Raw genomic sequence first — 17,750 nt, forward strand, 5'->3', positions numbered from 1 at the left:
TTTTTTTATTTATACCTACTACTTAGGCCACTTTAGCAGAAGCTACCGGAGTTTGCTTCTCTTTCATGGTATCGATTACGATTGGTGTCGCAATAAACAGGGAAGAGTAAGTACCAGCCAGTACACCAATGATCATGGCAAGTGAGAATCCGCGCAATACTTCACCACCGAAGATGAACAGCACCACTACCACAACTAATAAGGTAAGAGATGTGATCATGGTACGGCTGAACGTACTGATGAGCGCCGGGTTCACCAGGTCTCTGATGTGCTTGTTCGGGTTATCGTTGATATACTCACGAACACGGTCAAAGATTACCACGGTATCGTTAATGGAGAAACCAATGATAGTCAGGATAGCGGCAACAAACACCTGGTCTATTTCATAAGATATGCCGATGAGCTCCAGAATAGAGAACACAGCAATAATCATAAGTGCGTCGTGCAGCAAGGCGATTACACCACCCAGTGAGAACTGCCACTTGGTAAAGCGGAGCATCACATAGATAAAGATACCTGCCAATGAAAGCAACACAGCCAGTAGAGCCGTCTTCTGAATGTCGTCGGCCATGGTGGCGCCTACTTTTGACGAGCTCAGCACCTCAGGGTTCTGGTTGCTGTACTGGTCGAGTCCCTGCATCAGGGCAGACAGTACGCGTTCGTCAGCCTGCGTGCTTTCGTCTTCGGCCAGCCAGCTGGTGGTTATTTTTACACGGTTAGAAGCACCGAATGTCTTTACTTCCGTACCGGCAGACTCAAAGTTATCTAACAGGGCAGAACGCAGGTCTGGCGCAGGTATAGCCTGGTCAAACTCCACTACGTAAGAGCGGCCACCTTTAAAGTCAACACCCAGGTTAGGGCCACCGTTGATAAACATGGCTACAAATCCGAGTACGATTATGCTCAGCGAGAAGGCGTAGGCAGGCTTTCTGATCTTCATTACATCAAACTTCACGTTGCGGAACATTTTGTCTGCAATTGAAGTCGAGAAGGAAAGCTTTCCGCTTCTCTTGAAGCTACGCTCGATCAGGATTCTGGAGATAAACACCGATGTGAAGAACGATGTAACAATACCGATCATCAGGGTAATGGCAAAACCCTTTACCGGACCAGAACCGAAGAAGTACAGAATAAAACCAACCAGGAAAGTTGTCACGTTCGCATCCAAGATTGAGCTGAACGCCTTCTCGTAACCTTTGTTGATAATATCGCGAATGCCCAGGCCTTTGGAGGCTTCTTCACGCATACGTTCAAATATCAGTACGTTCGCATCCACGGCCATACCCAGTGTCAGTACGATACCGGCAATACCAGGCAGAGTGAGTGCTGCTCCAAATTGCGCCAATACGCCCACGATAAAGAACACGTTGAATAACAGGGCAAGGTCAGCAATAAAGCCGCCGCGCGCATAGTAAGCAATCATGAAGAGGATAACCAGTACAAGACCGGCTATAGTAGAGATCAGACCCTGGCTGATAGCCTCCTGACCCAGTGAAGGACCGACGATGGCTTCTTCCACGATGCGGGTAGGAGCCGGCATTTTACCGGCTTTCAGGATGTTGGCAAGGTCTTTTGCTTCTTCAATGGTAAAGTTACCTGTGATAGAGGAGTTACCACCTGTAATCTCGCCCTGCACTACAGGCGCAGAGTATACATAGTTGTCAAGCACGATTGCCACCTGACGATTCACGTTATCGCCTGTCAGCTTTGCCCAACGCTTGGCACCAGTTGGTGTCATGGTCATGTTAATCTCAGGGCGACCGTTCTGGTCGAAGTCCTGGCGGGCATCGTTCACGGCATCACCAGTCATCGGTGCTTTGCCGTCACGGCCTTTCTTAATAGAATAGAATTCTACAAACTCCTGGCGGTTGTCGCCTTGTAGCGGCTTCACACCCCACAGGAACTTCATGTTCGGAGGGAAAATGGCACGTACGTCAGGTCTGCTGAAAATCTCGTTGATAGTAGCAGTGTCGCGTACGTTGGCACCAATACCGCCTGGCATCATGGTAAACAGACGGCCCATTACGCCCATCTGCTCATCCTGCAACGCCTGAAGCGCATCAGCAGAGTCAGCTTTGGTTTGATCAGCAGCAGCAAGTGCTGTGGTATCGTTAGCAGCAGCAGCTGTATCGTTAGAAGTGGCGGCAGCCTGGGCCAGCACGTCATCAGCAGCGGCATCCTGTACAGTCGATGGCGTAGTGCCGGCAGCTGTTGGAGCAGCTGGCGTGGCAGAATTGCGAATGTTCAGACGACCGGCTTTCTCTTCTTTGTTAAGGTGATCGCTCAGCTGTGTGAAATAAGGAGACACTTCTTCCGGCGTCCATACTTCCCAGAACTCCAGGTTAGCCATACCTTGCAGGAGCTTGCGCACACGGTCAGGGTTGTCTACACCCGGCAACTCGATCTGGATACGACCACTGCGGCCCAGACGCTGGATATTAGGCTGGTTCACACCGAATTTGTCAACACGGGTACGCAGGATGTTGAAAGAGCGCTCAATGGCTTCCTCTACTTCCAGGTTGATCATGTCTACTACCTCAGCGTTGCTGGACTCGTAGCTGATCTTGCCACGGGTAACAGTGTTCGAGAAAATGCGGCTTAGTCGTCCGTCCGGCTCTATTTCGCGGTAGGCCTCAGCAAACAGGTTCGGGAAACGCTCCTGGCTGTTGCGCTGCATTTCCTGCGCACGGGCAAGGGCTTTGAGGAAGTTAGGGTCTTTGCTGTTGCCGGCAAGCGACTTCACGATCTCAATTGGAGACACCTCCAGCACCACGTGCATACCACCGCGAAGGTCAAGGCCAAGGCCCAGTTCATTTTCTTTTACTTCCTGATAGGTATACTCGGCACCAAGGAAGTTGTAAACAGGCTCTCTCCACACCGAGTCAAGGTATGACTGCTGTTGGGCGTGGTCTACGTTGCCTTGTGCGTCTGTGGCGTATGCCTCAGCGTCTTTCTGCACACTGCGGGCAACGAACGAAAATGACAGGTAGTACAGGCAGAGTGCCGATACTATCACGGTCATAATGATGATGAAATTCTTATTCCGCATGGATTAGTTGATAAAAAAGTATAGTTGAAAGAATGATAATGCTCTGGAAATCACAGCAGTGCTATCTTGTATAAACCAGAAAATGCTGTGAAGCTGTTCCGCTATACCTCAAAATTTCAGGTATGCGCAACAGGGCAGGACAGTATTGGGCCTGCGGGGAAAGGAATACGCTTAGGGAGCGTTGGGTTGAATGGAAATAGGGAAGAAGCGGGTCACAAAACCAGCGCCTGGCGCTCTGGCTGCATAGGCAGGCAGCGCCTCGTCAGTTGGTATGGCAAAGGCAGGTATAGGCGTTGGCTCCAGAGCGTTCTGCTCCAGGTTAAGCACCACAAAGGAGGTCGTGGCCTCCAACATGACCTTTTGCTTGATAACTGTTTTTTCCTGCGGGGCAGTGGCCAGTTGCGAGGCCGACTTAACCGGAGTGCCCTGTGCCGTGTAGGTATACGCCACCACTTCCTGTCCATTGAGCATAAGCGCCCAAAGCAGGGTTACGGTCATCAGAAGATGACGGAAGTGTGGCAATATGTTGGCTGCGTGTGGCATACAGAAAGCAAATGTAAGGCTTTCTTTGAAAAATTAAAACCTGTTAGCGGTTTATATCAATAAATCGCTTAATGTCGTGCTTTTTTCCGATAAGAATCAGAATGTCAGATGGATAGATAATGGTGTCGGCTTTGGGTACGCCGATAATGTGCTCCACCTGCGTTGGTTTGCCGTCCTGTATCTCCTCAAAAAAGCGCTTGATCGTGATCATGTTGAGGTTATACTTCTCACGCAGCGATATCTTGGCCAGGCTTTTATTGGCGATGCCACGCGGGGTGTTAATCTCCACAATCTCGTAGTTGTCGGGCAAGGGGAGGAAGGTGCGGATGTTCGGTTGCAACAGGCGCTCAGCCACGGTTTTGCCAACTTCCCCCTCCGGCGACAGAATTTCCTGTACACCCATTTTTTCCAGAATGCGGCGCTGCTGCTTGTTGGAAGCACGCGTAATTACACGCTTGATGTTGAGCTCTTGCAGGTTAGCCGTAGTAATCAGCAGGGCCTCGAAGTCCTCACCGATGGCTACAATGGCTGCGTCCATGTCCTGCACGTTTTGTGCTTCGAGGGCGCGCAGGTCGGTGGCATCAAGGGCTACGGCATAGGCCACTTCATCCTTAATGGCGTCCACATTGTCTTCGTTGTTATCGATGGCCAGCACCTCAGCACCGCGCTCGGCGAGTGTGCGCGCAATCGAGTTGCCGAATATACCCAGGCCTATTACTGCAAACTTGTGTCGCATCCTTATATTTTGGAGTTAAGAAAAGTGGTCAGTACTTCCAGTCCGCGGTCAAACTTCTCGTTGTTCGGGATGATGATGTCTGCGTCGTTTTTGTACGGTTTGATGTACTTCTCATACGTTGGCGCCACATGGTGGGTATAGCGGTACAGCACATCGTCGAGGTCGTAGCCGCGCTCCACTTTGTCGCGCACGATACGGCGCTGCAGCTTTATGTACTCTTTGGCGTCAATGTATACCTTCAGGTCCAGCAGTTTGGCAATTTCCTCAAAGTAAAAAACGAAAATACCCTCTACGACCACAATAGGCGCCGGCTTGAACTCCAGCTGCTTTGGCACCACATTGGGATTGTTGAAGGTATATTCTTTGCGGAAAACGCTTTCGCCCCGGCTCAGTTTGAGGATGTCCTGTGCATAAGCTTCGTCGTCGATGCAGGAAGGAAGGTCGAAGTTGACAACCCCGTTGAGGTCGCGGGTCTGGTGTTCGCGGTCTTTGTAATAGTTGTCCTGAGAGATAAGACAGATGTTCTCAGGTGAGAAGGACGCCAGTAGTCTATTCAAAAAAGTGGTTTTCCCTGAAGCACTACCTCCTGTAATTCCGACGATAAATGGCTTTTGCATTGGAGATTATAGTTTCAGGCTACAAAATTAGTCTTTTAAGGCTTATCTGACTACTGCCAGCCCTAATAATTTTACCTCCCCAACGCTAAGCTGCCTTCAAAAATTCCACCAGCTTGCGGATGGCCTCTCCACGGTGGCTAATGGCGTTTTTCTCTTCCGGCGTCATCTCTGCAAAAGTGCGGTCGTAGCGCTCAGGTATAAACACGGGGTCGTAGCCAAAGCCCTTGTGGCCTTTCCACTCGGTGGTGATGTGTCCGTTCACGATGCCTTCGAACTGGTGTTCCTGCCCATCCAGGTATAGCGTAATGGAGGTGCGGAAGCGGGCGCGGCGAATGTCGTGGCCTTCGAGGTTTTTGAGCAGGTGGCGGATGTTGTCGGCGTCGTTGCGCTGTGGGCCGGCATAGCGGGCCGAATATACGCCCGGCTCGCCGCAGATGGCGTCCACTTCCAATCCGGTGTCGTCGGCAAAACAGTTGACATTATATTTCTCCCACACATATTGCGCCTTCTGACGTGAGTTACCTTCCAGCGTGTCCTGGTCCTCGGCCAGTTCCTCGTGGCAGCCAATATCTTCCAAAGTAAGCAGTTTATACTTGCCTTCGAGCATGCGGCTCACCTCGGCTACTTTATTTTTGTTGTTAGTGGCGAAGCAGAGTTCTTTCATAGTGTCTGAATAAGAATTCTCAGGATTTTAACGATTCACAGGATTCCTAATAGGGTTGATAAGTATGCCCGGAATTAGTGTTCCGGTCTCAGGCTGAATAGTACGGGTTGAGATATAAATAATAGGATTAGCAGGTTATTTCAGCTTATTCTTTAGTGGCATTAGTCATGGCACGCGAACGCCGTTCTATATTTTTCAGCTCGTTATACCTTTTGGTGTTTGAGTTCCAGTGAAAGGTGTGTATACCTATCCCGATGGCACCGTACATAAAAAGCCTGATCAGGAAGTTAGTAGATATAAAGCTGTGAGTAAGTGCTGCAGTGTCCCAGGCTTTGAGCGCATCCCATTCCTGAAAAAGATTCGAAAAGAGACTGACCAAAGCGCCCCAGAGCAGTCCGCGTGTCAGGATATGTCGCCATTGGCCGCCTTCTTTTACTTTGGCCCATTTGGCTAAAAAGCGTGTTTCCTCTTTGTTTAATTGCATAGCATGCTTTTTAAAGTTTATACTTCCTTTTCCTGCGATAAAGTGGATACGCGCTTAATGCAGGTACGCCGCTACTTCATGTTCTAGCAGCACCACATCTACCCGCTCGCGCAAAGTGGTAGCAAGCGAATAACCGGTATAGGTGGCGGCTACCGGGAACAAGGTATGGTGGCGGTTAACCAGCGTCGCGATTTCCACTTTCTTGGGGTTTTGCGGCAATAGGGCGTTCAGGGTATAGGCCAGCGTTTTGCCCGTGTTCAGCACGTCGTCTACAATAATCACCACGGCCTTCTCAATAGAGGCGGTTTCGGGTGTGATCGCGACAGGAGATTGCAGCGGGGCGGTTTTGTCGAGCGTGACTTGCAGCAGGGTTATTTTAAGCGGTGATATCTTTTCCAGTTCAGCGGCCAGCATACCAGCCAGGGTATAGCCGTTGCGGTGTATACCTGCCAGCACAAGTGTCTGTTCCTCAAAGTTCTGCTCGTATACCTCGTAGGCCATGCGGGTGATCTTCTGCTGTATCTGGTCCTGGTCAAGTATCAGGTTTTGCTGTGGGTGTGTCATGTAGGTATCGGTATAAGGTATGGCGCTGCGCCTGAGACAAATTTAAATAAATATCGTCAGCTACAGCACCCGGCAGCTAATGTTAAAATAATTTGGTTAATAGCGTTTTAATTTCAAAAATACTTGCTAAATTTGCAGTCCGATTCAGAAATTAAGGTTAATTAACGTTTATAATAATGAAAAAAGGCATTCACCCAGAATACAGAGAGGTGGTTTTCCAGGATATGACGAGTGATTTCAAATTCATCACCCGTTCTACGATGAACTCTAGCGAGACAATCACCATGGAAGACGGCAAAGAGTATCCAGTAATTAAAGTGGAAGTTTCTTCTGCGTCTCACCCTTTCTACACTGGTAAAAACATCTTTGTGGATACTGCGGGTCGTGTGGAGCGTTTCAACACACGTTACAAGAAAAAATAAGCAGGTATACCCCTGGTTAAAACGTTTTAACAAAAAAGTCTTTCTGTTACCATACGGAAAGACTTTTTTGCTTTTAACAACTATCCGGATGCCCCGGCAGGTATAGGTATAGCATAAGCTCTGGTGATTGAGGAACCTGCCGCGCATTTCGCCAATACTTTTTATTTTTGCAGCTATGAACATCATTCTCTTCGATGACCCCGTTATCCGGCAATCGCTTTTGCCGCTGACATTTACAAGGCCAGTAGCCGAAATCCGCGTTGGCATCATGACCATTACCGAAAAGTGGCAGATGCAGGCAGGAGCGACAGTGTCGTATCTCACGCAGCCCTACCTCCAGCACAAGTTTCCGGCGCACTACGACACGCACAACGTGTTTGTGAATGGGGCGGTATGCCCGGATGGGGTGCTGGTAGAGCAAGTCAAATCCCTGAAGGTAGGAGAAGGGCTGTACTGCGATGGGCTGCTGGTGGCGCTCAATGCCGATAACCTGGACTTGCACGACGCTGCCGAACTGGTCATGCATTCTTCTTCTAAAAGGCTGGAGTGCCGGCCCGAAAACATCATCCGGGAGGTATGGGAAATTTTCGTTCAGAACGGCAACCAGATCCGACGCGATTTTGAAGTCCTGACCGTAGGGCGCGAAAGCCAACCCATCGGTGACAGGTATACCATGGTGTATGGCGAAGAGAATATTTTTATTGAAGAGGGAGTGAAGATACGTGCAGCCATCCTCAACGCCGAAAACGGGCCGATCTATATTGGCAAGAATGCGCAGATACACGAAGGCGCTATCATCAAAGGGCCCTTTGCGATCTGTGAAGGTAGTAACGTGAATGTAGGTGGCAAAATGCGCGGCGACGTTACCATCGGGCCTTTCTGCAAAATCGGGGGCGAAGTAGCAGCTTCCGTTATTTTTGGCTATACCAATAAAGGCCACGAAGGCTACCTCGGCAATTCGGTGCTGGGCGAGTGGTGCAACTTGGGGGCTGATACCAATACTTCCAACCTGAAGAATAACTACGCGGAAGTAAAAATCTGGAGCTATGCCAAAGGCGGCTTCAAGAGCACCGGACAACAATTCTGCGGCCTGATCATGGGCGACCACAGCAAGAGCGGCATCAACACCATGTTTAACACAGGTACGGTGGTCGGCGTGAGTGCCAATATCTTTGGGGCCGGTTATCCGCGCAACTTTATACCTTCCTTTGCCTGGGGAGGTGCTTCCGGTTTCGAAACCTTCCAGCTACGCAAAGCCAGCGAAGTGGCCAATATCGTGATGGGACGCCGCAACTTGCCCTTCAATGACATAGAAAAGGCTATCTTCGCAGAAATATTCGACCAGACCCAGGAATACAGGGTGTGGGATAGGAAGAGCTAAAGGCGAAATAGTTTGATGGTTAAATTGTTAACTTCGTGAATTGAATTCGATGTACATTATGGAGCAATTCAACAATTTACCCTTCAAACTATTTAACAATACATCAACATGCATTTCTCTCAAATAAAAGGGCATCAGGAGACGAAAACCTTACTGGTTAATTCGGTGCGACAGAACCACGTGGCGCATGCGCAGCTGTTTCTGGGGCAGGAGGGAAGTGCCAATCTGGCTTTGGCGCTGGCGTATGCCACCTACATTAACTGTGAAGACAGGCAGCCCGATGATTCATGTGGAACATGCAACAGTTGCGTGAAAATGAACAAGCTGGTACATCCAGACTTTAACTTCGTGATGCCGGTGACGAGCACGAAGTCTATTACCAAGGATGTGCTGAGCCAGAAGTTCCTGACTGAGTGGCGCCAGTTTGTGCTGAGCAGCCCATATCAGGGACTCAATGAGTGGATGCAGTACATCGGTGCCGAGAACAAGCAGGGCAACATCTCCAAAGAGGAAAGCCGCCAACTGGTAAAACTGGTATCACTGAAGGCTTTTGAGGGCGACTATAAGATCGTGCTGATCTGGCTGCCGGAACTGATGCACCCTTTCGCGGCCAATGCCCTGCTCAAATTGCTCGAAGAACCGCCAGCCAAAACGCTCTTTCTGTTGGTGTCGCAGTCGGCTGACAAGCTTTTGGCAACCATTACTTCGCGTACCCAGATTGTGCAGGTGCGGGTTTTTACCGAAAATGAGGTGATCAGCTACCTGCAGGAGAAACACGGACTCGACGAAACGGCGGCCTACCAGGTGGCGCAGCTCGCAGAGGGTAGCTTGAATGCGGCCTCCAAACTCACCAGCGAGATCAGCAGCGACTACTTCACCTTCTTCACCGACTGGATGCGCAATTGCTACAGTTACAAATTTGATAAGGTAGTAGATGCCAGCGAAGACTTCCAGAAGCTGGGACGCGAGAACCAGAAAAACTTTTTGCTGTACGCGCTTAACCTCTTCCGCAAGGTGATGCTTTATGGCGTAGACGAGTCACTAATCGCCTACCTGCCCCCAAACGAGCTCGATTTCGTACAGAAGTTCTCGAAGCTGATCACAGAAAACAATGCCGATAAACTGGCGCAGGAACTGAACGAGGCACATTATCATATAGAGCGAAACGCCAACCCGAAAATGGTGTTTGTAGACAGCTCGATTCAGATCGCCCAGTACCTGCGCAATGCTAGTTAAGAAGATATCATGGAAAATAATACAATAGTAAAAACCATCAGAATCGGTACGCGCGGCAGCAAGCTGGCCCTTTGGCAGGCAAATGCCGTGGCCGACAAGCTGCAGGCCGCCGGCCTCAATACCGAAATTGTTATCATCAGTACCAAAGGCGACCAGATCCTCGACCGTTCCCTCGTAAAGCTGGGATCAAAGGGCGTGTTTACCGAAGAGCTGGAAGTAGGCCTGCGCGAAGGCACAATTGAAGTTGCTGTTCACAGCGCCAAAGATGTGCAGTCGACTATACCTGACGAACTGGAACTGGTGGCCTTTATGGAGCGCGAGATTGTAAACGATGTGCTTCTTTCTTTCAATCCGGACTTCAAACTTGAGCGCGACAGCAGGGTGATGCTCGGTACATCCTCTACCCGTCGCAGGGCATTGCTGCGCAAGTATTACCCAAACGTGACTACTGCCGAATCGCGGGGCAACCTGCAGACCCGCCTGCAGAAGCTCAAAGAAGGTCCTTTTGAAGCGCTTATACTGGCCTATGCCGGTGTGGTGCGGATGGGCTACGACAACATGATCGTGCATACCTTTCCGGATAATGAATTTGTGCCTGCCGCCGGGCAGGGTAGCGTGGCTGTAGAGTGCGCCCGCGACCTCGATCCGGAACTCAAGCAGCTGATAAAAGATGCGGTTGATCACGCTGATACCCATGTGTGCCTGCTGGCGGAGCGTGCTTTCCTGCGCACAATGGAAGGCGGTTGCAGCATACCTTCGTTTGCGCTGGCAAAACTGACAGCGGAAGGGAATGTCCGCATACAAGGTGGTATTGTAAGCCTCGACGGGCAGCAGCACCTTTCGGAGGTATTTGAAGGAAGCCAGGAAGAGGCTGAAGCACTGGGTGTGCGACTGGCCGAAACAATTCTAAGCCAGGGGGGAGACAAGATACTCCAGGAGATCAGGTCTGAAAGAGAAGAGTAATCTTAGAGAAAAGCCAATTCTAGACAAATAAAAAGCGGGCCGCCTGCGCAAAGCAAGCGGCCCGTTTCTGCTTTAGGTATACGCTCACCTATTAGCTATACCTATGCCTCAGCTTCTAATTGTGCTGCTTCTACCGACTTCTGCGTGAGAGGTCGTTTCGTGCTGGAGCGTGCATAAGTCAGGAAAGCCTGCATCTCGTTTTTGACAACAGGAGCCAGAATAAACAAACCGATCAGATTAGGTATACTCATGGCAAACAGCATGGCATCAGAGAAGGCGACCACACTAATAAGCTGGATCGGGGCACCCAGCACCACAAAAGCGCAGAACAGTACTTTGAATGATATTTTGGCAGTCTGGGAGTTGCCAAAAAGGTATGTCCAGGACTTCAGTCCATAGTAAGACCAGGTGATCATGGTGGAGAAAGCGAACAGAATGACGGCTGCGGCCAGAACAAGCGGGAACCAGTCGATCACTGTAGCGAAAGCAGAAGAAGTGAGTGCAATCCCATCGCCGGTGTCCTGGGTATAGGAGCCTGTCACAACGATCACGAGTGCTGTCATCGTGCAGACGATCACGGTATCGATAAAAGGCTCAAGCGAGGCTACGAAACCTTCTGTCACAGGCATGTTGGTTTTTACGGCGGAGTGGGCGATGGAAGCCGAGCCTATACCTGCTTCGTTGGAGAAAATACCACGGCGCAAACCCTGGATCATCACCCCAACCAAGCCGCCACCAATGGCAGTTGTGCTAAAGGCCCCTTCTATAATGGCCCCGAAAGCGGCTGGTATCTGTGAGAAGTTAACTGCCAGGACTACAAGGCCGGCCAGGATGTAAATGCCGCACATCAGCGGCACTATTTTTTCGGTTACACGGGCAATGCTCTTCACGCCACCCAAAATAACCAGCGCTACCAACAAGGCCATGATCAGGCCGAACAACCAGGCATTGCCGCCTCCGAAGAAAGAAGCCTCTGCTCCGCCTGTAACAGTAATAAACTGCTGCGTCGCCTGGTTGATCTGGAACATATTGCCAGCTCCCAGCGCTCCGCCGATACACATCACTGCAAAAAATGCCGCCAGAAACTTGCCCATACCTGCCATGCCGCGTTCAGCCAAGCCTTTTTTCAGGTAGTGCATCGGTCCGCCAGAAACAGTGCCGTCAGCATGCACGTCGCGGTATTTCACGCCTAGAGTGCAGGACACAAACTTGGTGGACATGCCCAACAGACCTGCCATGATCATCCAGAAGGTAGCGCCTGGTCCGCCGAGTGAGATGGCAATGGCCACACCTGCAATATTGCCGAGGCCTACCGTGCCGGACACAGCCGCCGTCAGCGCCTGGAAGTGAGATAACTCACCGGGAGCTCCGGGCTGGTTATACTTGCCCCGCACAATATCAAATGCATACTTAAACCCTCTGACATTAATGAAACCAAGGTATACGGTGAAGAAAAGTGCCCCTATCAGCAGCCAAACCAGGATTAGCGGTATACCTGCGCCGGCTACCTGCACTTCGTAAAAGATAATATCGGAAATAAACTGGGCGGTAGGAGCTACGGCTGCCTCAATCTTTTCATCGACGGTAAGTTCCGATTTCTGGGCTTGCGCGCTGCCCGATACAGCAAGGCCAAAACCTGTGGTAAGTAGTACTTTTTTCATCAAATAAGGATAGGTAAGTTTAGTCAGCAAGGCTGAATATAATTTTATTTGACGGAAATAGGGAATTAGCATTTAAATTGCTTCTACGGATACAGCATAAAGTTCTTATAGTGCAAGCTATACCTGGTATAAGGTCGGGCTTCCTTCACTTAATGCCATACCTATGGACTTTCCCTTGAATTTGGAGAATTAGCAGAAGCGCGCAGAAAATGCAGCCAATGCGTGTAAAGGAACTAAAAAGGTTTAAATTTGAAATCTAGACCTAATTTACAATCTAAAATCTACCCTTCAACATGAACCTGCTTAGCAAGATAGCCGCTTTCATTTTGGTGCTGGTGCTATGCCCGATGGCCGTGCTGGCTCAAAAGGCGCCCAAAGGCAAAGATCAGTTGGTAACCATCTCCACCCCGCATGGAGACATGAAACTGGTTCTTTACAACGATACGCCGCTGCACAAAGAAAATTTCCTGAAACTGACCCGCGACGGTTTTTATGACGGCACCACTTTTCACCGGGTGATCGATGGTTTTATGATTCAGGGCGGTGACCCCAACACCAAAGACGATGACCCACGCAACGATGGCTCGGGCAACCCCGGCTATACCATTCCGGCCGAAATAAAGCCGAAGTACAAACATGTGCGGGGTGCTCTCGCCGCAGCACGCATGGGTGATCAGGTAAATCCTAAAAAAGAATCGAGTGGCTCGCAGTTTTACATCGTGGAAAACCACCAGGGCACGCCTCAACTTGATGAAGCCTATACCGTGTTCGGACAGGTAGTCGATGGCTTGGATGTGATCGACAAAATTGCTGAACAAGCTGTAGACGGCCGTAATCGCCCGCTTTCTGATATGAAAATGACGGTGAAAGTAGAGGACGTAAAGAAGAAAAAAATAGCTAAGAAGTATAAGTATACCTATCCAGCCGAGTAAGGCCTTGCATACCTGATACTGTACCTGCGTGCTATACCTATAAATAAGTGAATTTGATAAGTGACCACACACTTACATATATAAAGAAAGTGCCGTGCTGGCGCTTTGCTTCATAAACGGGCAGGGTTTAGGCCATGCTTGAAGCATAATACTTGCACACGAGAAACTCAAGAAATGAAAAAGATACTGATTACGGGCTCCAACGGTCTGCTGGGCCAGAAGCTCGCTGCTTTATTACTTCCTCGCACCGATGTAGAATTGCTGGCCACTAGCCGTGGTGAGAACAAACTGGCTGAGGTCTTCCCTACACTGGCTTTTGCCTCGATGGATGTGACCAACCGGGAAGAAGTAGAAAAGGTAGTAGCGGAATTTAAACCGACGCACCTGATCCACACCGCCGCCATGACCAACGTGGACCAATGCGAATCGGACCGCGGAGGCGCGCTGAAGCTTAACCGCGATGCGGTAGCTTATGTAGTAGAGGCCTGCGAAAAACACCATGTGCACCTGATCCACCTTTCCACCGACTTTATTTTTGACGGTGAAGACGGTCCTTATGACGAAGAAGCAGAAGGTAGTCCGATCAGTTTTTATGGCGAAACCAAACTGATGGCGGAGGAAATCGTGAAGCAGGCTAAGTGCAAGTGGGCAATTCTCCGCACGGTGCTTGTGTATGGCGTGGTGCACGACTACGGCCGCACCAACATTGTGCTGTGGGTACGCGACAGTCTGCGGGCCGGCAAGGTGATCAAAGTGGTGACAGACCAATTCCGTACCCCGACGCTGGCCGAAGACCTGGCTATGGGCTGCTGGCTGGCCGCGCAGCACGACGCTGAAAGCATTTATAACATCTCGGGCAAGGAAATGTACACGCCTTATGATATGGCTATGCTCGTGGCCGACTATTTTGAGCTGGACAAATCGCTGATCGATAAAGCCGATGCCAGCACCTTTTCACAAACTGCTAAACGACCGGCACGCACAGGCTTTATCATCACCAAAGCCGAAAAGGAATTGGGCTACAAGCCGCATACTTTCGAGGAAGGTATTGCGATGGTAGCAGAGCAGGCTGATATGTATTAAAAATATTGAATTTAATATGGTGCAATCAGAACCATTGTTTAAATTGTAAGCTTTAAATCCTGATTATCCGTGCCTTTACACTAAACCAACTAATCTAAACTAACCAACCTTTACTCTTTTTATGAGTGCTAACAAAGAATCATGGGGCTCCCGGGTGGGTCTCATTCTGGCCATGGCCGGCAATGCAGTGGGCTTGGGGAACTTCCTCCGTTTCCCGGTGCAGGCGGTGCAGAACGGTGGTGGAGCCTTCATTATTCCATACCTGGTCTGCTTTCTTGTAATGGGTATCCCGCTCCTCTGGATCGAATGGTCCATGGGCCGCTTCGGGGGCAAGTTCGGTCACCACTCCACGCCTTTTATCGTGGATACCATGCACAAAAACCGCCTCTGGAAATACATTGGCGTGTTCGGCATCTGGACCAACATTGCGGTGGCTTCTTACTACTGCTACCTCGAATCCTGGACGCTATCTTACGTGTTTCACTCACTGGGCGGCACTTTCAGCGGGCTTGACCAGATTGGTGTTTCAAAATTCTTTGATGAGTATGTAAGCCTGGGTGAGTCAACCTTCGGCATTCCTTACGAGCCTATCTTCTTCTTTGTCATCTGTTTGCTGCTTAACACCTGGATTCTCTCCCAGGGCCTTGCCAAAGGAGTAGAGCGCGTTGCCAAAATCGGTATGCCACTCCTGATTGTTTTCGGTATGTTCTTGGCCTATAAAGGCTTCACGATCACAGCAGGTGAGAACGGAGCTATTAACGATAGCTCAGTTGGCCTTAACTTCCTTTGGACGCCGAACTTCGATGAACTTTGGTCGCCTACAGTATGGCTGGCTGCGGCTGGTCAGATCTTCTTTACACTTTCGGTAGGTATGGGTACCATACACTGTTATGCTTCTTATGTGCGCTCCAAAGACGATATTGCCCTCAATGCCATGTCAGCCGGTTGGATGAACGAGTTCGTGGAAGTGGTGCTGGGTGCTTCTATCCTGATCCCTATTTCGATTGGTTACCTGGGTATAGATGGGGTTGTTGACCTCGTAAACAGCCAGGGTGGTCTGGGTCTGGGCTTCCGTACGCTGCCATACCTGTTCTACCAGTGGGGTGATGTGCTGGGCGCTGTAGCCGGTGTGATGTGGTTTGGCTTGCTGTTCTTTGCAGGTATTACGTCCTCTTTGGCCATGGGTACACCGTGGATTGGTTTCCTGCAGGACGAGTTTAACTGGCGCCGCAGACCAGCTGCCTGGTCTTTTGGCCTTATCGTGCTGGTACTGGGTATGCCAACGGTGTTGTTCTTTAAGTACGGCGTATTCGACGAGTACGACTACTGGGCAGGTACGGTATCGCTGGTAGTGTTCGCCTTGTTTGAATCCATCCTGTTTGCCTGGGTATTTGGTATGAACAAAGGCTGGAGAGAAATCACCTCTGGTGCTGACATCAAAGTGCCGACCATCTACAAATTCATCATCAAATTCGTAACTCCGCTGCTGTTGCTGTGGGTGTTCATCGGCTCGCTTATCACACCGAAAGGCGGCGACTGGGCAGGCGCTTTCAGCAACGGCTGGGAACTGGATGACAGCTCTATCATTAATAAGATAAAGAACTCGAACCTGAAGCGTCAGCTGGCCGAAGCTACCGACCCCGCCGTGATTGAGCAGCTACAGGATACACTTTTCTTTGTGAATGCTTCACGTATTTTGTTGGTGGTTGTGTTCCTGAGCATTGCAGCGCTGGTATACATTGCGTATAAAAAAAGAGTTAGAGAAGGAAGAATTTAGGAAACTATGAATACATCTGCACTTGTTGTCATGCTCAGCACCATGTTATTAGTAACTGGCGCTATGGGATACTTTTTTTACAGGGTGCTTAATACGCCACCCAAACCGGAACCGGATTCTTATCTCGACAATGACGACGAGATAGAGCGGCAGGCTCCTCGGGCTTAAACGATTTATGAAAAAACTGAGGTACTGGATTCGACGCAACTTTGGCTTTTAGCAGCGCGAAGTAAACGGGTTTCTGGTACTGATAGGAGCAATGGTGCTGCTAACGGCAGCACCATTGCTGTTTAAATGGTTTTCGAAACCTGAAACTGCTACCATGCAGAGCAGCCCATCTGACAAACAGTTGCTCGACAGCCTGGTGGCGCAACTCGAAGCCAGGCAGCCAGAGAAATCAGGCCGGAAGCAGGTATACCAATTGCCGGTGGCGCTGCAGCCTTTCAACCCCAACCACCTGAGCGAGGTGCAGTGGCAGGAGCTGGGTATACCTGCGTACATGGCAAAACGCATTCTCAACTATCGCAACAAAGTCGGCGATTTTACTTACAAAGCACAGCTTGGCTCTATTTACGGTTTGCCCGATTCCGTTTTTCAGAAGCTATATCCTTACATTCAACTTCCCGAAACCAAGCCTGACAGGTATAGACGCAACCAAGGTATAGCCGGCAACGCACGGACTGCACCCAACCCGAACTGGGCCAACAATCCACGCCCGCGCAAGCGTTTTATACTCGCACCTTTCAACATCAACTCAGCCGACACCACCGCTCTGAAGCAGATCCGGAGGATTGGCAGCAAGCTTTCGGCGAGAATTGTAAAGTACAGAGATGGTCTGGGAGGCTTTCACAACATGGCGCAGTTGCAGGAGGTATATGCCTTGCCGCCAGCCGTAGTAGATAGTTTGCACAAGTATACCTTTGTGCCGAAAGCCACCACCTTGCAACAATTGTCCCTCAACCAGGCGAGTGTCGAACAGTTAAGCGCACATTCGTACATCAGCTCGAATGTGGCGCGTGCCATAGTCGCCTACCGGGAACAGCATGGCGAGTTTAGCAAAGTAGAGGATGTCCGGCAGATAAAGATTGTAACGGCAGCGCTGTTTGAGAAGATAAGTCCATACCTGGAACTGTAGGTACAGCGCGTTATTTTTTGAGGGTGTTCAGCAGATGCTCGGCTTTTTCCAGTGCCTGCCGTTCGCTTTTAAAAGAAAGCAATGCTTTGGCCGCCTGCAAATCTACCCAGCGGGCTTCGTTCACTTCCCGATCGTGCTGGCCGATATCTCCGGACTCAAAGGCGAGCAGGAAAAAATGCACGAACTTATGAAAACGAACCCGCTGCCCGGCCTTGTTGCCTGCATACCAGTACTCAATCGTGTCCATCTTTTCAAGCAGCCTGCCAGTCACGCCGGTTTCTTCCTGCACTTCGCGTACTGCGGTTATTTCGGGTGTTTCGCCGGGGTCTACTATACCTTTGGGCAGTTGCCAACGCTCCGGCTTTCCTACCGATATCAGCGCGACTTCTATGCCTGAAACTCCGTGCCGGAACACCACACCACCCGATGATACTTGTTCATGCGTAAGTATAGCGGGTTTGGCGTGTTCGTCTTTTTTAGGAGCTTCCGGCATAGGTTTAAGG

17 protein-coding genes are annotated in these 17,750 nt (G+C 50.1%); 8 read left to right on the forward strand and 9 right to left on the reverse strand.

The features are described from left to right. Positions 1–22: 22 nt before the first annotated feature. The 7 genes from secDF to K3G39_RS16195 all read right to left on the reverse strand — a co-directional run bounded on the left by secDF (position 23) and on the right by K3G39_RS16195 (position 6,657). Positions 23–3,049, reverse strand: a complete 3,027-nt coding sequence (gene secDF, locus K3G39_RS16165) for a protein translocase subunit SecDF (RefSeq protein ID WP_220627221.1) — start codon at positions 3,047–3,049, stop codon at positions 23–25. Between the two features lie 171 nt (positions 3,050–3,220). Next, the gene (locus tag K3G39_RS16170; protein WP_255594417.1) at positions 3,221–3,592 is read right to left on the reverse strand and encodes an RNA methyltransferase; all 372 of its coding nucleotides are present in this window, start codon (positions 3,590–3,592) and stop codon (positions 3,221–3,223) included. A gap of 43 nt (positions 3,593–3,635) precedes the next feature. Beyond that, positions 3,636–4,328: a TrkA family potassium uptake protein gene (locus tag K3G39_RS16175; RefSeq protein ID WP_220627222.1), complete on the reverse strand. Its 693-nt coding sequence runs from the start codon at positions 4,326–4,328 to the stop codon at positions 3,636–3,638. A gap of 2 nt (positions 4,329–4,330) precedes the next feature. Then, positions 4,331–4,945 (reverse strand): uridine kinase, encoded by a 615-nt coding sequence (udk, locus tag K3G39_RS16180; protein ID WP_220627223.1) that lies wholly within the window; start codon positions 4,943–4,945, stop codon positions 4,331–4,333. Between the two features lie 85 nt (positions 4,946–5,030). Next, positions 5,031–5,609, reverse strand: coding sequence for a non-canonical purine NTP diphosphatase (locus tag K3G39_RS16185; protein ID WP_220627224.1), 579 nt, complete (start codon positions 5,607–5,609; stop codon positions 5,031–5,033). A gap of 145 nt (positions 5,610–5,754) precedes the next feature. Further along, positions 5,755–6,093, reverse strand: coding sequence for a hypothetical protein (locus tag K3G39_RS16190; RefSeq protein WP_220627225.1), 339 nt, complete (start codon positions 6,091–6,093; stop codon positions 5,755–5,757). A 54-nt stretch (positions 6,094–6,147) separates the two neighbouring features. Continuing rightward, complete coding sequence (locus K3G39_RS16195; RefSeq protein ID WP_220627226.1) at positions 6,148–6,657, reverse strand: phosphoribosyltransferase family protein; 510 nt, start codon at positions 6,655–6,657, stop codon at positions 6,148–6,150. A gap of 176 nt (positions 6,658–6,833) precedes the next feature. On the opposite strand from K3G39_RS16195, the gene K3G39_RS16200 reads away from it, so the two are divergent. The 4 genes from K3G39_RS16200 to hemC all read left to right on the forward strand — a co-directional run bounded on the left by K3G39_RS16200 (position 6,834) and on the right by hemC (position 10,659). Then, positions 6,834–7,079 carry a type B 50S ribosomal protein L31 gene (locus tag K3G39_RS16200; RefSeq protein ID WP_101444000.1) on the forward strand — a complete coding sequence of 82 codons (246 nt, stop codon included), beginning with the start codon at positions 6,834–6,836 and terminating at the stop codon, positions 7,077–7,079. Positions 7,080–7,254: 175 nt separating this feature from the next. Continuing rightward, complete coding sequence (locus K3G39_RS16205) at positions 7,255–8,460, forward strand: GlmU family protein (protein WP_220627227.1); 1,206 nt, start codon at positions 7,255–7,257, stop codon at positions 8,458–8,460. A 108-nt stretch (positions 8,461–8,568) separates the two neighbouring features. Then, entirely contained in the window at positions 8,569–9,696 is a 1,128-nt protein-coding gene (locus tag K3G39_RS16210) for a DNA polymerase III subunit delta (RefSeq protein ID WP_220627228.1), read from the forward strand. A gap of 9 nt (positions 9,697–9,705) precedes the next feature. Further along, positions 9,706–10,659, forward strand: coding sequence for a hydroxymethylbilane synthase (hemC, locus tag K3G39_RS16215; protein WP_220627229.1), 954 nt, complete (start codon positions 9,706–9,708; stop codon positions 10,657–10,659). A gap of 101 nt (positions 10,660–10,760) precedes the next feature. On the opposite strand, the gene K3G39_RS16220 is transcribed toward hemC, so the two are convergent. Further along, on the reverse strand, positions 10,761–12,320 hold the full coding sequence (locus tag K3G39_RS16220) for a sodium:alanine symporter family protein (RefSeq protein WP_220627230.1): 1,560 nt from the start codon (positions 12,318–12,320) through the stop codon (positions 10,761–10,763). A gap of 293 nt (positions 12,321–12,613) precedes the next feature. Here K3G39_RS16220 and K3G39_RS16225 point away from each other — a divergent pair, with 293 nt between their 5' ends. The 4 genes from K3G39_RS16225 (at position 12,614) to K3G39_RS16240 (ending at position 17,247) form a co-directional block, all read left to right on the forward strand. Next, positions 12,614–13,252: a peptidylprolyl isomerase gene (locus K3G39_RS16225; RefSeq protein ID WP_220627231.1), complete on the forward strand. Its 639-nt coding sequence runs from the start codon at positions 12,614–12,616 to the stop codon at positions 13,250–13,252. 174 nt (positions 13,253–13,426) lie between these two features. Further along, a complete protein-coding gene (locus K3G39_RS16230) occupies positions 13,427–14,335 on the forward strand; it encodes an SDR family oxidoreductase (protein ID WP_220627232.1) in 909 nt (302 codons plus the stop codon). A gap of 121 nt (positions 14,336–14,456) precedes the next feature. Further along, positions 14,457–16,112: a sodium-dependent transporter gene (locus K3G39_RS16235; protein ID WP_220627233.1), complete on the forward strand. Its 1,656-nt coding sequence runs from the start codon at positions 14,457–14,459 to the stop codon at positions 16,110–16,112. A gap of 322 nt (positions 16,113–16,434) precedes the next feature. After that, on the forward strand, positions 16,435–17,247 hold the full coding sequence (locus K3G39_RS16240; RefSeq protein WP_255594418.1) for a helix-hairpin-helix domain-containing protein: 813 nt from the start codon (positions 16,435–16,437) through the stop codon (positions 17,245–17,247). A gap of 10 nt (positions 17,248–17,257) precedes the next feature. Here K3G39_RS16240 and K3G39_RS16245 read toward each other — a convergent pair whose 3' ends face one another. Further along, complete coding sequence (locus tag K3G39_RS16245; protein ID WP_220627234.1) at positions 17,258–17,740, reverse strand: NUDIX hydrolase; 483 nt, start codon at positions 17,738–17,740, stop codon at positions 17,258–17,260. Positions 17,741–17,750: the final 10 nt, after the last annotated feature.

The sequence above is a fragment of the Pontibacter sp. HSC-14F20 genome, assembly GCF_019599265.1.
In the GTDB taxonomy this organism is placed as follows: domain Bacteria; phylum Bacteroidota; class Bacteroidia; order Cytophagales; family Hymenobacteraceae; genus Pontibacter.

What these genes read in the sequence shown, in the direction of transcription:
- K3G39_RS16240 (WP_255594418.1), top strand. Translation starts at nt 16,435, where the DNA reads ATGCAGAGCAGCCCATCTGACAAACAGTTGCTCGACAGCCTGGTGGCG.
- hemC (WP_220627229.1), top strand. Translation starts at nt 9,706, where the DNA reads ATGGAAAATAATACAATAGTAAAAACCATCAGAATCGGTACGCGCGGC.
- K3G39_RS16175 (WP_220627222.1), bottom strand. Translation starts at nt 4,328, where the DNA reads ATGCGACACAAGTTTGCAGTAATAGGCCTGGGTATATTCGGCAACTCG.
- K3G39_RS16235 (WP_220627233.1), top strand. Translation starts at nt 14,457, where the DNA reads ATGAGTGCTAACAAAGAATCATGGGGCTCCCGGGTGGGTCTCATTCTG.
- K3G39_RS16200 (WP_101444000.1), top strand. Translation starts at nt 6,834, where the DNA reads ATGAAAAAAGGCATTCACCCAGAATACAGAGAGGTGGTTTTCCAGGAT.
- K3G39_RS16230 (WP_220627232.1), top strand. Translation starts at nt 13,427, where the DNA reads ATGAAAAAGATACTGATTACGGGCTCCAACGGTCTGCTGGGCCAGAAG.
- secDF (WP_220627221.1), bottom strand. Translation starts at nt 3,049, where the DNA reads ATGCGGAATAAGAATTTCATCATCATTATGACCGTGATAGTATCGGCA.
- K3G39_RS16185 (WP_220627224.1), bottom strand. Translation starts at nt 5,609, where the DNA reads ATGAAAGAACTCTGCTTCGCCACTAACAACAAAAATAAAGTAGCCGAG.
- udk (WP_220627223.1), bottom strand. Translation starts at nt 4,945, where the DNA reads ATGCAAAAGCCATTTATCGTCGGAATTACAGGAGGTAGTGCTTCAGGG.
- K3G39_RS16190 (WP_220627225.1), bottom strand. Translation starts at nt 6,093, where the DNA reads ATGCAATTAAACAAAGAGGAAACACGCTTTTTAGCCAAATGGGCCAAA.
- K3G39_RS16245 (WP_220627234.1), bottom strand. Translation starts at nt 17,740, where the DNA reads ATGCCGGAAGCTCCTAAAAAAGACGAACACGCCAAACCCGCTATACTT.
- K3G39_RS16210 (WP_220627228.1), top strand. Translation starts at nt 8,569, where the DNA reads ATGCATTTCTCTCAAATAAAAGGGCATCAGGAGACGAAAACCTTACTG.
- K3G39_RS16220 (WP_220627230.1), bottom strand. Translation starts at nt 12,320, where the DNA reads ATGAAAAAAGTACTACTTACCACAGGTTTTGGCCTTGCTGTATCGGGC.
- K3G39_RS16170 (WP_255594417.1), bottom strand. Translation starts at nt 3,592, where the DNA reads ATGCCACACGCAGCCAACATATTGCCACACTTCCGTCATCTTCTGATG.
- K3G39_RS16225 (WP_220627231.1), top strand. Translation starts at nt 12,614, where the DNA reads ATGAACCTGCTTAGCAAGATAGCCGCTTTCATTTTGGTGCTGGTGCTA.
- K3G39_RS16205 (WP_220627227.1), top strand. Translation starts at nt 7,255, where the DNA reads ATGAACATCATTCTCTTCGATGACCCCGTTATCCGGCAATCGCTTTTG.
- K3G39_RS16195 (WP_220627226.1), bottom strand. Translation starts at nt 6,657, where the DNA reads ATGACACACCCACAGCAAAACCTGATACTTGACCAGGACCAGATACAG.